Genomic DNA, 14917 nt, shown 5'->3' with positions numbered 1-14917 from the left:
CGGGCGGGGGCCGCGTTAGCCGCCTCCACGCCCGCGCCCCTTCCCACCTTCCCCCGCCCCCCCCCCCCCCCGGCGGCCGCGGTACCCCCACCCCGGCGGCCCGCGGGAACCACAGCCCGTGCACCAGTCGTCTACCTGTGTGACGAGTTCCGCCGCTGTCCGGGGAGACTAGTGCCATGGCCGTGCCCCGAACCCTCCTCGCCGCGCTGCTCTGCTGCACCGCCGCAGCCGCTCTCGCCGCCTGCACTCCCGCCGACTCCGCGCCCACCATCGCCGCCGCCTCCGCCGCCGCCGTCGCCGACGGGGCGTACGACGACGAGGACGACCTGCTGGACGACGACCTCGTCGGCCCCGAGCCCAGCATGGACACCTCCCCCTCCCCCTCCGCCGACTGCGCCACCCCGACCCCGACCGAACGCCCCGGGCACACCGTCCTCGTGGTCATCGCCACCGAGGACGGCGACGTCACCGCCCAGCCCGCCCGCTACTCCTGCGACGAGGCCCGCTACGAGGGGACGGGGGCGCCGGCCCGCTACGGCTTCGCGACCGCCGGGGTCGAGGCCACGCTCGTCGACCACCCGCACGCCGACCCGGCCAGACCCGTCCGGCTGGAGGACGTGCTCGGGCACCTGGAGGACTGCCTGGCCGAGCACGAACCCGACCCGCCGTACGGGTGCTACGGCAACGTGTACGACGTGGTGCTGGACTCGCACGGGCGGATCATGCGGATCGGGGAGCTGGTCGGGCCGTGATCCGGCCGTGGACCGGCTGAGCTCGGAACCGGCTCAGGACGGGGCGACGAGGCCGAACTCGTAGGCCTGGATGACCAGGTGGACCCGGTCCCGGGCGTCCAGCTTGGTGAACAGCCGGGCCACGTGCGCCTTGGCGGTGGCCACGCTGATGGTCAGCTCCTCGGCGATCTCGCCGTTGGACAGCCCGCGGCCGACCAGCGTCAGCACCTCGCGCTCGCGGTCGGTGATCCCGTCGACCGTCGTCCGGCCGGACCGGGCGGCGGCGGGCTGCGGGCGGGCGGCGAACTCGCCGATCAGCCGGCGGGTGATGCTCGGCGCGATCAGGGCGTCCCCGGCGGCGACCACCCGGACGCCGTCGAGGATGGTCTCCAGGGCGAGGTCCTTGACCAGGAAGCCGGCCGCCCCGGCCCGCAGCGCGCCGTACACGTAGTCGTCGTCGTCGAAGGTGGTGAGGACGAGGACGTGGGTCGGCAGGCCGGGGTCGGCGGTGATCCGGCGGGTGGCCTCGATGCCGTCCATGCCGGGCATCCGGATGTCCATCACGGCGACGTCGGGGCGCAGCCGGCCGACCAGTTCCACCGCCTCGGCGCCGTTGCCGGCCTCGCCGACGACCTCCAGGTCCGGGGTGTCGGCGATGAGCACGCGCAGACCGGTGCGGATGAGCGGCTGGTCGTCGACCAGGACGACACGGATCACGGGGAGACCTCCACGGGGAGCGGCAGTCGGGCGGCGACCTGGAAGCCGCCCGCGGGGCGCGGGCCGGCGCTGAACTCGCCGTGCAGCAGGCCGACCCGCTCGCGCATGCCGGCGATGCCGTAACCGGAGCCGGCGGACGGCCCGCCGGCTCCGGCGCCGAGGTCGACGACGGTGACGGCGACCTCCTCGGGGCCGTAGTCGACGGTGACCCGGCAGTCCCGGGTGCCGGAGTGCTTGACCACGTTGGTGACCGCCTCCTGCACGATGCGGTAGGCGGCGAGGTCCACCTCGGGCGGCAGCGGGCGGGGCTCGCCGAGGCGGGTGAGCACGACCCGCACGCCCGCGCCGGCCGTCTGCTCGACCAGCCGGTCCAACTCGCCCAGCCCCGGGGCGACCTCCATCGGCGCGGACTCCGGCTCGCCCTGGCGCAGCGCCCCGAGCATCCGGCGCAGCCCGGCCAGGGTCTCCCGGCTGGTCGCCTCGATGGCGTTCAGCGCGTTGCGGGTCTCGGCGGGCTGGGTGTCCATGACCCGGCTGCCCATCCCGGCCTGGATCGCGATGATGCCGATGCTGTGGGCGACCATGTCGTGCAACTCGCGGGCGATCCGCAGCCGTTCGGCGGTGATCGCCTGCTCGGTGGCGCGGCCGCGCAGGGCCTCGGTGTGCGCCCGGTTCTGCCGGACGGTGTTGCCGACCAGCCAGGCGATCGCGGCGGTCGAGGCGAACGCGGCTTGGGCGACGAAGTCGGTGTGGTAGTCGTTCGCCACCCGCCAGACCGCCAGGGCGGCCACCAGGGCGACCGGCATCGCGGCGGCGCACAGCGACACGGCCCGGGAGCGGGTGGCCGTGCAGTAGCCGATCGCCGCCTCGGCGAGCAGCAGCTGCACCACGGCCGTCTCCTGGATCCGCATGCCGATCGTGAACGCGCACGCGGCCAGCGGGATCGCCACCGCCAGCAGCGGAAGCCGGACCAGCAGCGACGCCATCAGCGTCGTGACCACCGCGGTGACCAGCAACGGCATGTCCTCGAAGTTGCCGTTGTAGCGGAACAGGTGGGCCAGCTCGTTGCTCCGCTGGAAGCTGCGGAACGTGATGACGGCCACCCAGAACGCCGCCACCCACACGCCCAGGGGCAGGCGCCTGAACAGGGGCGGACGAGGGTTGGTGATCATCGCCCGATGGTAGCGGCGGCCCGCGCGGCGGCGCATTGGCCCGAGGGCGTAATCCCCCGGGCCAGTGCGGCCGCGGGCGGTTGTGGCCCGCGGCCCGATGTCCGTCCGGGGCCCCGGACGGCACCGTTGTCCCCGTGATCGAGATCGAGCGACTGACCAAGCGGTACGGCGCCACCACGGCCGTCGACCAGTTGACCTTCACCGTCCGGCCGGGCACCGTCACCGGCTTCCTCGGCCCCAACGGCGCCGGCAAGTCCACCACGCTGCGGATGATCCTGGGGCTGCACACCCCGACCGAGGGGTCCGTCACGGTGGACGGCGTGCCCTTCGCGGACCGGCCGCGCGGACTGCGCCACGTCGGCGCCCTGCTGGACGCCCAGGACGTGCACGGCGGGCGCAGCGCCCGGGCCCACCTGTCGGCGCTCGCCCGCGGCAACCGCATCCCGCTCCGGCGGGTGGACGAGGTGCTCGCCGAGGTCGGCCTCGGCAAGGCCGCCGGGCGCCGGATCGGCGGCTACTCGCTGGGCATGAAGCAGCGGCTCGGCATCGCCGGCGCGCTGCTCGGCGACCCGCCGGTGCTGCTGTTCGACGAGCCGCTCAACGGCCTCGACCCGGAGGGCGTGCTGTGGGTGCGCGGCCTGTTCCGCCGCCTCGCCGAGGAGGGGCGGACGGTCTTCGTCTCCAGCCACATGATGGCCGAGATGGAGCACACCGCCGACCGGCTGGTGGTGATCGGCCGGGGCCGGCTGATCGCGGACGAGAGCCTGGCGGAGTTCTCCGCCCGCAACGCCGTCACCAGCGTGGCCGTCCGGGCTCCCGAACTGCCTTCGCTCGCCGAGGTGTTGCGGGCCGAAGGGGCGGCCGTACGGCAGGCGCAGGAGCCGGACGGGGCGGTGGTGACCGGGCTGCCCGCCGCCCGGATCGGCGAACTCGCCCTGCGGCACGGCCTGGTGCTGCACGAGCTCGCCACCCGTACCTCGTCCCTGGAGTCGGCGTTCATGTCGCTGACCGCCGACAGCGTCGAATACCTGGCAGGAGATGCCCGATGAGTACCGCCGCCCTCGCCCCCGCCCGCCCCCGCACCCGCCCGGCCGAGCCGCGGGCCCGGTTCGGCGACCTGCTCGCCGCCGAGTGGATCAAACTGCGCTCGCTGCGGTCCACGTACTGGGTGCTGGCGCTGGCCTCGCTGGCCGCGATCGTGGTCAACCTGAACGCCGTCCACACCGACCTGACCTACATCGACCATCCCCGCCCGCCGGTGCCCGGCTTCCCGCCGTACCGGTACGACCCGCTGTACCACGGCCTCAGCAGCATCTCCGGCGCCCTGATGGCCGTCGCGGCCGGCAGCCTCGGCGCGATCACCGTGTTCGGCGAGTACACCACCGGCATGATCCGCACCACCTTCGCCGCCGTGCCCGACCGGCGGGGCGTGGCCGTGGCCAAGGTGGTGCTGGTCGCCGGCCTCACCGCGCTCGCCGGGGCGGTGGTGTCCGCGGTGTCCTTCTTCGGCAGCAACGCCATGCTGGCCTCCCGGCACGCCGGGCTCTCCATCACCGACGAGGGCTGCCTGCGGGCCGTCCTCGGCTACGCGGCGATCGTGCCCGTCTGCGCGCTGATCGGGATGGCCCTCGGCGCCCTGCTGCGGCACGCCACCGCTTCGATCGTCTCGCTGGTCATGCTGCTGTTCATCGTGCCGATGCTGTTCGGCGGCGACCGCTACCGCTGGCTGAAGGAGATCGGCAACCACCTGCCGCTCGCCGCCGAGGGGAGGCTGACGATCAACCCCAACTCCTCGACGACGATGGGCAAGTACGCGCCGAGCGTGCTCGACTCCTGGATCACCCTGGGCGTCTGGGCGGCCGTCGCACTGGCGGCGACGGTGGTCCTGATGCGGCGGCGGGACGTCTGAGCCCGACGGGGGCCGGGGTGTCAGGCGGCCGAGGTCGCCGCGGCGGCCGCCTTGGCGCGGAAGGCGCCGAGGGTGGCGGCGGGGACGCCGCAGGCGGGGAGGAAGGCCTCGGCGCCGCCGTGGCGGGTGCGGACGCGGTCGAGGAAGACCGCCATGGCCTCCGCCGGGGCGTCGAGGAGCGGGGCGGGGATGGTGAGTTCGCGGCCTTCGGAGTCGGTGACCCGGGCGCCGCGGGCGTTGAGCGCGGTGCGGTGGCGCTCGGAGAGGCCGGCGAAGATCTGCGGCAGGGCGTCGGCGGTGCGGGCGTAGTCGGCGACGATCCGCTCGGCGGGCACGCCGAGGAGGTCCAGCAGCAGGGCGGTCAGCAGGCCGGTGCGGTCCTTGCCGGCGGCGCAGTGCAGGAGGACGGCGCCCGGGCGGGCGGCGGCCTCGACGGCGGCGGTGACGGCCTCGGGTGCGGACTCGGCCAGCAGCACGTAGTAGTCGCCGAGGTCGGCGGCGGTGGCCATGGTGCGCATCCGGGCGGCGAGGCCGTCGCCGGTGGGGTTCACCGGGGCCGCGACGACGGCTATCCCGGCGGCCTCGGCGGCGGCCCAGTCGGCGGGGTCGGTCTCGCGGGTGTCGCGCAGGTCGACGATGGTGCGGATGTCGCAGGCGCGCAGCTGGGCGACGGTGGCCTCGTCGGCGGCCGGGAACGGCTGGGCGGAGCGGTACAGCACGCCGGGGCGGATCCGCCGGCCCTCGGGGTCGCCGAGGACGGCGGGGTCGCGGAAGTTGACCAGGGACATGCGCGGGGCCTTTCGGTGGGGCCGTGGGGGGAGGGGGCCTGACATCCAGATGTCCATCTAGACGTCTAGATGTCTAGTCCCTCCCCGGGGTGCGGAGCAAACCACGGGAGCCCGCACCCCTCCATCCCACCCCCGCCGACCGGCCCCGTCGACCGGAGGGAGGGGGACGGGAAGAAGGAGGGCGGGGAACCGGCGGTGGACGGGCGGCGGCCGAGCCGTCCCGGATGGACACGGTGATCCGGACCTCCCCTCCGGCCCGCGATAGCACCAGGTCAGCCGCCCACCCCGCACCGTTCGGCGCCGTATCGATCCTGCTAAAGTTCCGCGCCGGATCATCACGCGTCACGGGGGGCGGAGTACCGCGGTGTCCGAGGGGACCGAGCACGACATACCCACCGAACTCGCCGAGGTCTACCTCGGGCTGCTCGCCGACGCCTCCCGCACCGGGAGGCTGCTGCGCCGGGACGAACTGGAGTGCCTGCGCACGCTGGGCGAGCACTGCGCCGAGGCCGGGTACGGGCTGCGCGACGTCGTCGCGCACTGCCTGTCGGCCACCCGGCGGGCCTGGCAGACGCTGCCGGGCATCACCGCGGCAGGCGGCGTCGGGGAACTGCGCCGGATCGGCGACGCCGTGCTCGCGGCGACCGAGGCCGCACTGGCCGCACTCGGCGAGGGGCACGAACGCGCGCAACGCATGGCGGTCCGCCAACAGGAGTCCGCGCGGCGCGAGTTCATCGACGACCTGCTGTACGGCCGCAGCGACCTGGGCCTGCTGGCGGAGCGCGCCGAGCGGTTCGGGCTGCGGCTGGCGGGCGCGTACGCGGTGGCGGTGGCCGTCGGCGACACGCCGTACGCAGACGTCCACCCGCTGGTGCACCGGGTGGAACGGGAGCTGGTCGGGCGGTTCGGCGAGCGGGACGTCCTGCTCGCCGGCAAGGACGGCCGGCTGGTGTGCATCGTCCCGGACACGGAACGCGCCGTCCTGGAGGCCTTCGCCGACCTGGCGCTGCGCCCCGGCCCCGGCTACCGCCCGGTGCTGCGGGTGGCCACCGGGCGCCGGCACTCGGGGGCCACCGGGGTGCTGCGCAGCTACGAGGAGGCGCTGGGCGCGCTCGACTACGCGGACCGGCTGGACCTGCCGGCACAGCAGCTGAAGGCCGAGGAACTGCTGGTCTTCCCCGTGCTGATGCGCGACCGGGCGGCGATGGCCGACCTGGTGCGCAGCGTGCTGGGCCCGCTGACCGAGGCGCGCGGCGGCGCCCGCCCCTTGCTGGACACCATCGCGGTGCAGGCGGAGGCCGCGTACGTGAACGCGGAGGCGGCCCGGCGGCTGGGGCTGAGCGTGCGCACGCTCGGCTACCGGCTGGAGCGGATCAAGGCGCTGACCGGCTACGACCCGTCGGACGCCCTGCAGCGGTTCACCCTGGAGACGGCGGCGATGGGGGCCCGGCTGCTCAACTGGCCGGAGCAGCCGCTGTAGACGGCGGCCAAACGCCCCCGGGCCGTGCGTTCCAGGGTGTCAAAGGGCCGTAAAGATTGCCGGATCCTGGCAATGTGCGAACGACCCCTCCGCTGTCACGATCTCCATGGCGCCGAGGTGCGGTGCCGTGGGAACAGCGGGGGAGCGTGGCCGGGATGGGGGGATTCGTCGCGGCCGCGCTGGCTTTTCCGACGGCGCTGTTCAGCTTCGCGCTGGTGGTGGTGGTCGGGTACTGGCTGCTGATGCTGGTCGGCGGCCTGGGCTTCGACGCCCTGCACGGGGGACACGGCGTCGGGCATGCCGGTCACGTCGGCCATGCCGGCCACGCGGGCGACCTGGGGCACGGTGCCGGGGGGCACGCGGCCCACGAGGGGCACGGGGGACACGGGGGCCACGGTGCCCAGGACGGGCACGGCGCCGACGGCCGGGGCGCCCACCACCACGGAGGCGTGCTGGGCGCGCTGGGGCTGGGCGGGGTGCCCGTGACGGTGGCGGTGTCGCTGCTGGTCGCGCTCGCCTGGTTCGTCAGCCTGGCCGGCACCGTCCTCACCTCGGGGGCACCGGCGCGCGGCGGCGTGTTCGCCGTCGCGCTGGTCGCCTCCTGGGCGGGCACCCGGCTGCTGGTCCGGCCGCTGTCCCGACTGTTCCCCGAGGACCGTCCGGCGACCCGGGGGGACTTCGTCGGCCGCGTCTGCGTGATCCGCACCGGCCGGGTGACGGCCGACTTCGGGCAGGCGGAGGTCACCGCCGAGGACGGCTCCACCGCGACCGTCCAGGTCCGCACGCTCACCGAGGAGCCCGGGCTGGCGGCCGGCCGCACCGCCCTGATCTTCGACTACGACGCCGACGGCGAGCACTTCCTGGTGGCGCCGTTCGACCCGGCGCTACCGGGCGGCTGACTCCCCCGGGCGTTCCCTTATCCCCTTATCCCCTTTGTTCTGCTTACTCCGCTCTCATCTGCTTTCATCCGCTCGACTTCGCACCATCTCGTCATCTCGTCAAAGGACTCCGTGATGGACACCATCGCCGTGGGTTTCGGCATTCTCGTCGCCGTCGTACTGCTCATCGTGCTCGCCATGCTGCTGTTCGTGGGCCGCCTGTTCCAGAAGGTCGAGCAGGGCAAGGCGCTGATCGTCTCCCGCACCAAGAAGGTGGACGTCACCTTCACCGGCGCGATCGTCCTCCCGGTGCTGCACAAGGCCGAGTTGATGGACATCTCGGTGAAGACGGTGGAGATCCACCGCGCCGGCCGGGACGGGCTGATCTGCCGGGACAACATCCGGGCGGACATCCGGATCTCCTTCTTCGTACGGGTGAACAAGACCGTCGAGGACGTCATCAAGGTCGCGCAGGCCATCGGCACCGCCCGCGCCAGCGACCCGTCCGCGATCCAGGACTTCTTCGCGGCCAAGTTCGCCGAGGCACTGAAGACCGTCGGCAAGCAGCTCGACTTCACCGACCTCTACACGCACCGGCACGAGTTCCGGGACCAGATCATCGCGGTCATCGGCACCGACCTCAACGGCTACACCCTTGAGGACGCGGCCATCGACCACCTCGAACAGACCCCGATGAACCAGCTGGACTCCGACAACATCCTCGACGCCCAGGGCATCCGCAAGATCACCGAGCTGACGGCGATCGAGCACGTGCGCACCAACGAGTACCAGCGCACCGAGGAGAAGGAGATCACCCGGCAGAACGTGGACGCCCGGGAGGCCGTCCTCGAACTCCAGCGCCGCCAGGCCGACGCCGAGATCCGCCAGCGCCGCGAGATCGAGACCCTGCGGGCCACGGAGGACGCGGTGATCGCCCGGGTCCAGGAGGAGGAGCGGCTGAACGCCCAGACCGCCTTCCTCCGGACCGAGGAACTGCTCGGCGTGCAGCGCGAGAACCAGGCCCGCGAGGTCGCGGTGGCGCAGAAGAACCGCGAGCGGGTGATCGCCGTGGAGAACGAGCGGATCGAGAAGGACCGCCTGCTGGAGGTCATCGGCCGCGACCGGGAGACCGAACTCGCCACCATGGCCAAGCAGAAGGAGGTCGAGTCCCGCCGGCGGGAGGTCGCCGACGTGGTCCGCGAGCGGGTGGCGGTGGAGCGCACCGTCGCCGAGCAGGAGGAGGCCGTCAAGACGCTGCGCGCCACCGAGGACGCCGAGCGCACCCGCCGTGCGGTGATCATCCAGGCCGAGGCGCAGGCGCAGGAGAAGCTCGTCAAGGACATCAAGGCCGCCGAGGCCGCCGAGCAGGCCGCCTCCCACAAGGCCCGCGAGTCGCTGGTGCTGGCCGAGGCCCGCCAGCAGACCGCCGAACTGGACGCCACCGCCAAGATCCGGATGGCCGAGGGCATCCGGGCGGAGGCCGCCGCCGAGGGACTGGCCCAGGTGCAGGTGCGCGAGCAGGAGGCCGCGGCGGTGGAGAAGGTCGGCCGCGCCGAGGCCGCCGTCCAGGCCGAGAAGGCGAAGGCCGCCGCGCTGGAGATCGGCGCCAAGCTGAAGGCCGAGGCCGAGGGCCTCACCGAGAAGGCCGCGGCGATGGCGAAGCTGGACGAGGCCTCGCGCGGGCACGAGGAGTACCGGCTGCGGCTGGCCGCCGAGAAGGACGTCCGGCTGGCCGGGCTGGACACCCAGCGGCAGATCGCCGAGGCGCAGGCCGCGCTGGTCGCGGCCGGGCTGGAGAAGGCGAAGATCGACATCGTCGGCGGGGACGGGGTGTTCTTCGACCGCCTGGTGCAGTCGGTGACGGCCGCCAAGAGCGTCGACGCCTTCGTCGGGCACTCGCAGACCGCCCAGGCCCTGGCCGGGCCCTGGCTCGACGGCAGCGCCAGCTTCACCGAGGACCTGACCCGGGTGCTGTCCTCGGTGTCCACGGCGGACGTGCAGAACCTGACGGTGTCCGCGCTGCTGATGCGGATGATCGGCGCCGGAGGCGGCGAGCAGGCCGGGCAGCTGCGGCAACTGCTCACCTCGGCAAAGAAGTTGGGGATCGCCGAGACGTCGATCGGGGCGCTGGCGTCGGTCAACGGCTCCAAGTGAGCGCCTGAGTCGCCCGAGTCGCCTGAGTACCCGATCTCCTGAGCAGTCGAGAAACTGAGTAGTTGAGGAACTGACGTGGTGGACGCCCTCGACGCCCGGCTCGACGCCGGCACCTACGAGGTCCTGCGCGGCCGACTCGCCCGGTCCGCCGCCGAACTCGCCGACCGCGCACAGGCGTTGAACGCCCGCCGGGTCGGGGAGTTCGGCGGCGGGGAGCTGCGGCTGGTCGGCACCGGCCGGCTCACCACCGGCCGGGCCTGCCTCCCGCAGGACCTCACCGCCGCCGGCGGGCTGCTCCTGCTCGGCACCCGCCCGGGCGGCGCGCCCGACGCCGCCGTCTCCGCTTCCGCCGTCTCCGCCGCCATCTCCGCTTCCGCCGTCTCCGCCTCCGTTTCCGCCGGCGCCCCGGCCGAGGGCTCCCCGGGCGCCGGGCCGCTCGGGGAGGTCCTGAGCGTCCACCACCCCGACCTCACCCCCGCCCCCGCCGAGGGCACCCTGCTGGACGACCCGCGCCTGCGCCAGGACCTCGCCGACCTGCACCGCTACTTCCGCGACGCCCGACTGGAACGGCTGCGCCCCCTCGGCGGCCGCCTGCTCGCCGTCTTCCGCACCGGCCCCGCCGCCGCCGACGTCCGGGTGCTGCGCTGGCGCCCCGTCGACGACCTCGCCGACGACGGGCACCCTGCCTACCAGGACGGGCGCGGCGAACGCGACCACACCGCCGCCGACGGCCAGCAGCTCGCCTGGACCGTCCTCACCCGGGACGACCAGCTGCCCGCCGCCCCCGGCAGCCCGCCGCGCGCCGACCTCGGCGGCGAACTCCGGCTCGGCATCGACGGCGGCCGGCTGACCGTCACCGCCCCCGACGGCCGCGAGCTGCACCACGAACCCCTCGCCGAGGCCCTGCAGACCCTCGCCGACGCCCAGATCGCCCACGCCCGGCTCGGCACCCTGCTGCTGGTGTGCGTGCGCCCGTACCAGGAGGAGACCGTCCGGCACCTGGTCTGCCATCTGCCCACCGGCCGGGTCACCCGGATCGACGCGCTCGGCCAGGCCTGCCTGCGGCTGCCCGCCGACCAGGGCGTGGCCTTCCCCGGCGGCTGCCACCTCACCGACGGCACCGTGCGCAGCTACGACCAGCCGGTGGACGGCCTGGCCTACGAGCGCACCCTCGTCTCGCCCAACGGCGAGGACGTGCTGTACGAGTTCCGCTCCCCCGCCGACGGCCGCGCCCTGCTCCAGCCGTACAACAGCGTCCGCCAGGAGGCCGCCGCCCCGCTGCCCTGCCAGGGCTACGCGCTGCTCGCCGACGGCACCCTGATCGCCCTCCGCCCGGCCGAGGACGGGCCCACCCGGCTGCACCCCGTCCAGCTGTGGCAGACCCCGTTCACCAGCGAGCGCCACGCCGCCGCGCAGCCGCCCGGCACCGGCCCGCTCGCCCGGATCGGCAACGCCGACCTGGTCCGCGGCCTCGCCGACTGCCTCTCCCTGGCCCGGCTCGCCGCCGCCGGCGCCGACACCCCGGCCGGCCACCAGGCCGTCCTCGCCGCCTGCACCCGCACCGCCGACCGGCACCACTGGCTGGGCCAGCCCGGCCTCGGCGACCTCGCCGCCCCGCTCGCCGAGATCCGCGACACCGCCCGGCAGGTCATCGCCGAGTACGAGGCCGTCGCCGAACTCACCGCGCACGCCGCCCGGCAGACCGAACAGGCCGCCGAGCACGTCGAGGGCCTGCTGCGCACCGCCCGCGGCGAGACCCTCGCCGACGCCGCCGAATGGGTCGACCGGCTCGCCGGGCTGCGCCGCGCCCAGGGCCGGGTCGAGGCGCTGCGCGACCTGCCGCGCGCCGAGCCCGCCCGGATCGACGCGCTCGCCGCCCACCTCGCCGAGGGCCTGACCGAGGCCGCCGCCCGCGCCGTCGGACACCTCGCCGAACCCGAGGCCTTCGCCCCGCACCGCCGGCGCGCCGGCGAACTCGCCGACCGCTGCGCCGCCCTCGCCACCGCCGCCGGAGCCGAGCCGCTGGGCCTCCAGATCTCCGAGCAGAGCGAGGCGTTGCAGACCGTCTCGGAGCTCGTCGGCACCCTCGACCTGGCCGACGCCACCACCCGCACCGCCATCCTCGACCGGCTCGCCGACGTCCTCGGACTGCTCAACCGCGCCCGCGCCGCCCTCACCGTCCGCCGCCGCGACCTGCGCACCCGCGAGGCCGCCGCCGAGTTCGCCGCCGAAACCGCCCTGCTCGCCCAGGCCACCACCGCCGCGCTCGCCGCCGCCGACACCCCCGAGGCCTGCGACGACCAGCTCGGCCGACTCCTGTTGCGGATCGAGCAGTTGGAGACCCGCTTCGCCGACGCCGACCCGGCACTGGGCGAACAACTCGCCGACCGGCGCACCGGAATCCACGACGCCCTCACCGCCCGCCGCCAGCACCTGCTGGAGGAGCGCGCCCGCCGCGCCGACCGGATCGCCGCCTCCGCCGAACGCATCCTCGACACCCTGCACCGGCGGCTCACCGCCCTCGACACCGCGGCCGAGATCGACGCCGCCCTCGCCGCCGACCCGACCGCCGTCAAACTCCGCGACCTCGCCGCCCAGTTGACCGCGCTCGGCGACCGGGTCCGGGCCGAGGAGCTGACCGGACGGCTGCGCGCCGCCCGTAGCCGCGCCCACCGGGCCCGACGCGACCGCGCCGAACTCGCCGGCGACGGCCCCGACACCCTGCGACTGGGCCGCCACCTGTTCGCCGTCACCACCCAGCGGCCCGAACTCACCCTCGTCCCCTGGCGCGGCCGCCCCGCCTTCACCCTCACCGGCACCGACTACCGCTCCCCCGTCACCGACCCGGCGTTCGCCGCCACCGAGCGCTACTGGGGCCGGCCGCTGCCCTCCGAGACCCCCGCGCTGTACCGGTCCGAATACCTCGCCGCCAGTCTGCTGCTGGCCGCCGAACCGGACGGGCTGGACACCCTGCGTGCCGAGGGCGACCTGCTGGAGTTCGTCCGCCGCGCCGCCGAACAGCGCCCGGACGAGGGCTACCAGCGCGGCGTCCACGACCACGACGCGGCGCTGCTGCTCCGCGCTCTGCTCGAACTCCACGCCGAGGCAGGACTGTTGCGCCACCCGGCGGCGGCCCGGGCGGCCGCTCAGCTGTACTGGGCGCACGGCGCCGACGAGCGGCAGCGACTGGTCTGGCACACCCGGGCCCGCTCGCTCTCCCTCGCTCTCACCCTCGCCCGGCAGGCCTTCGGCACCGCGCCGCGGCTGGGCCTGCCGGCCGCACCGGCAGCCCTGACCGCGCCAGCCCCGGCCGCACCTGCGGCCCTGACCGCACTGTCCGACCTGTCCGACGAACTGAGCTCCGCCGTCACGGAGTTCACCTCGTGCCCGCAACCCGCAGGCCCGTACCTGGTGGCCGAACTCGCCGCCGCCACACCCACGTTCGCGCACGCGCCGGGGGCCGCCGCGCTGCTCGACAAGTTCCACGCCGCACCCGAGTCCGCCGGCCTCACCGAAGCGCTGGCCGCGCTGCCCGCCGAGCCCGCACTGCTGCCCGCCCGACGCCAACTCGCCCAGGCCTGGCTGGAGTCCAGCGCCGTCGACGCCGACCCCGGAGACCTCGCCGAGGCCGCCGCCGTGCTCCTCTGCCCGTCCCTGGCGCGTCGGCCCGCCGAAGGCGCCGCCACCACCCGCCTCACCGGCCTGCTCGGCGACCACCCCCGGCTCCCGGGCGGCGCGCTCGACCTGCGCCTCGACGAACTCCTGGCCCGGGTGGCCGAGTTCGCCGCCACCGAGGCCCCCGGATACCGCTCCTACCAGCAACTGCGCGCCGACCTGCTGGCCGCCGAGCACACCCGGCTACGGCTCGACCAGTACCGGCCGGCCCCGCTCAACGGCTTCGTCCGCAACCGACTCATCGACCAGGTCTACCTGCCGCTGGTCGGCGACAACCTCGCCAAACAGCTCGGCACCGCCGACGCCGGCGGACCGGTCGACCGCAACGGCCTGCTGCTCCTGGTCTCCCCGCCCGGCTACGGCAAGACCACCCTCGTCGAGTACCTCGCCGAACGACTCGGCCTGCTGCTGGTCACCGTCAGCGGCCCCGCGCTCGGCCACCGGGTCACCTCCCTCGACCCCGCCGAGGCCCCCGACGCCACCTCCCGCCGCGAGATCGAGAAGCTCAACTTCGCCCTGCACGCGGGCGACAACGTGCTGCTCTACCTCGACGACGTCCAGCACACCTCGCCCGAGCTCCTCCAGCGCTTCATCCCGCTCTGCGACGCCCAGCGCCGGATCGACGGGGTGTGGGACGGCGAGGCCCGCGAGTGGGACCTGCGCGGCAAGCGCTTCGCCGTCGTCATGGCCGCCAACCCGTACACCGAGTCCGGCCGCCTCTTCCGGCTGCCCGACATGCTCGCCAACCGCGCCGACGTCTGGAACCTCGGCGACGTCATCGCCGGGCGCGAGGACCTCTTCGCGCTCAGCTTCGTCGAGAACGCCCTGCCCGCCAACCCGCACCTGGCCCCGCTCGCCACCGCCGAGCGCGCCGACCTGGACACCCTGCTGGCCCGCGCCACCGGCACCCCGGGCGGCACCCTCGCGGGCGCCTGGCCCGCCGCCGAGGCCGAACGGATGACCGCCGTCCTCGCCGGACTGCTCCACCTGCGCAGCACCGTCCTCGCCGTCAACCGCACCTACCTGGCCTCCGCCGCCCAGGACGACCGCACCCGCACCGAACCCGCGTTCCTCCTCCAGGGCTCCTACCGCAACATGGCCAAACTCGCCCAGCGCCTCGACCCGGCCCTCACCCGCCCCGAACTCGACGCCCTCCTCACCGACCACTACCGCGCCGAAGCCCAACCCCTCGGCGCCGACGCCGAAGCACAGCTGCTGAAGCTGGCCGAACTCCGAGGCTGCCTCACCCCCGCCCAGGCCACCCGCTGGGAGGAGCTCAAGCACACGCGGCGGGGGTGACGGGCCCGGGGGGGGGGGGGGGGCGCGCCCCCCCCCCCCGCCCCCCCCGCCCCCGCCCCCCCCGCCCCCCCCCCCCCGCGCGCCGCCCGCGCCCCCCCCCCCCCCCGCGCGGAC

General features: G+C 74.9%; 10 protein-coding genes. 7 read left to right on the top strand and 3 right to left on the bottom strand.

Translation table 11 applies throughout. From position 1 onward, the window contains the following. The first annotated feature begins 176 nt into the window (after window positions 1-176). Window positions 177-752, top strand: coding sequence for a hypothetical protein (locus tag ACFV6D_RS28810; RefSeq protein ID WP_380561675.1), 576 nt, complete (start codon window positions 177-179; stop codon window positions 750-752). Window positions 753-785: 33 nt separating this feature from the next. On the opposite strand, the gene ACFV6D_RS28805 is transcribed toward ACFV6D_RS28810, so the two are convergent. Further along, window positions 786-1448, bottom strand: coding sequence for a response regulator (locus tag ACFV6D_RS28805; RefSeq protein WP_380344704.1), 663 nt, complete (start codon window positions 1446-1448; stop codon window positions 786-788). Then, entirely contained in the window at window positions 1445-2620 is a 1176-nt protein-coding gene (locus ACFV6D_RS28800; RefSeq protein WP_380561673.1) for a sensor histidine kinase, read from the bottom strand. The genes ACFV6D_RS28805 and ACFV6D_RS28800 overlap by 4 nt, the downstream gene beginning before the upstream one ends. A 134-nt stretch (window positions 2621-2754) precedes the next feature. Here ACFV6D_RS28800 and ACFV6D_RS28795 point away from each other — a divergent pair, with 134 nt between their 5' ends. Beyond that, the gene (locus tag ACFV6D_RS28795) at window positions 2755-3669 is read left to right on the top strand and encodes an ABC transporter ATP-binding protein (RefSeq protein WP_063349447.1); all 915 of its coding nucleotides are present in this window, start codon (window positions 2755-2757) and stop codon (window positions 3667-3669) included. Next, window positions 3666-4529: an ABC transporter permease gene (locus tag ACFV6D_RS28790; RefSeq protein ID WP_380561671.1), complete on the top strand. Its 864-nt coding sequence runs from the start codon at window positions 3666-3668 to the stop codon at window positions 4527-4529. The genes ACFV6D_RS28795 and ACFV6D_RS28790 overlap by 4 nt, the downstream gene beginning before the upstream one ends. A gap of 20 nt (window positions 4530-4549) precedes the next feature. Here the strand turns inward: ACFV6D_RS28790 and ACFV6D_RS28785 are convergent, their stop codons facing one another. Then, on the bottom strand, window positions 4550-5317 hold the full coding sequence (locus ACFV6D_RS28785) for a tyrosine-protein phosphatase (RefSeq protein WP_063349445.1): 768 nt from the start codon (window positions 5315-5317) through the stop codon (window positions 4550-4552). A gap of 364 nt (window positions 5318-5681) precedes the next feature. On the opposite strand from ACFV6D_RS28785, the gene ACFV6D_RS28780 reads away from it, so the two are divergent. From ACFV6D_RS28780 to ACFV6D_RS28765, 4 genes are all read left to right on the top strand, one after another. Continuing rightward, window positions 5682-6797 carry a PucR family transcriptional regulator gene (locus tag ACFV6D_RS28780; protein WP_380561669.1) on the top strand — a complete coding sequence of 372 codons (1116 nt, stop codon included), beginning with the start codon at window positions 5682-5684 and terminating at the stop codon, window positions 6795-6797. A 155-nt stretch (window positions 6798-6952) separates the two neighbouring features. Further along, entirely contained in the window at window positions 6953-7696 is a 744-nt protein-coding gene (locus ACFV6D_RS28775) for a hypothetical protein (protein ID WP_380561667.1), read from the top strand. 114 nt (window positions 7697-7810) lie between these two features. Further along, window positions 7811-9829, top strand: coding sequence for a flotillin family protein (locus tag ACFV6D_RS28770; RefSeq protein ID WP_380561665.1), 2019 nt, complete (start codon window positions 7811-7813; stop codon window positions 9827-9829). Window positions 9830-9904: 75 nt separating this feature from the next. Continuing rightward, entirely contained in the window at window positions 9905-14803 is a 4899-nt protein-coding gene (locus ACFV6D_RS28765) for a DNA repair ATPase (RefSeq protein ID WP_380561664.1), read from the top strand. The last annotated feature ends 114 nt before the right edge of the window (window positions 14804-14917 follow it).

Origin of the sequence: Kitasatospora sp. NPDC059812 (genome assembly GCF_042732075.1) — a bacterium.
GTDB lineage: Bacteria > Actinomycetota > Actinomycetes > Streptomycetales > Streptomycetaceae > Kitasatospora.
This window is presented reverse-complemented; position numbering and strand designations above follow the sequence as displayed.

Excerpts from the sequence above, each read along its gene's own strand:
- ACFV6D_RS28800 (WP_380561673.1), bottom strand. The coding sequence starts at position 2,620 with ATGATCACCAACCCTCGTCCGCCCCTGTTCAGGCGCCTGCCCCTGGGC.
- ACFV6D_RS28770 (WP_380561665.1), top strand. The coding sequence starts at position 7,811 with ATGGACACCATCGCCGTGGGTTTCGGCATTCTCGTCGCCGTCGTACTG.
- ACFV6D_RS28775 (WP_380561667.1), top strand. The coding sequence starts at position 6,953 with ATGGGGGGATTCGTCGCGGCCGCGCTGGCTTTTCCGACGGCGCTGTTC.
- ACFV6D_RS28790 (WP_380561671.1), top strand. The coding sequence starts at position 3,666 with ATGAGTACCGCCGCCCTCGCCCCCGCCCGCCCCCGCACCCGCCCGGCC.
- ACFV6D_RS28810 (WP_380561675.1), top strand. The coding sequence starts at position 177 with ATGGCCGTGCCCCGAACCCTCCTCGCCGCGCTGCTCTGCTGCACCGCC.
- ACFV6D_RS28785 (WP_063349445.1), bottom strand. The coding sequence starts at position 5,317 with ATGTCCCTGGTCAACTTCCGCGACCCCGCCGTCCTCGGCGACCCCGAG.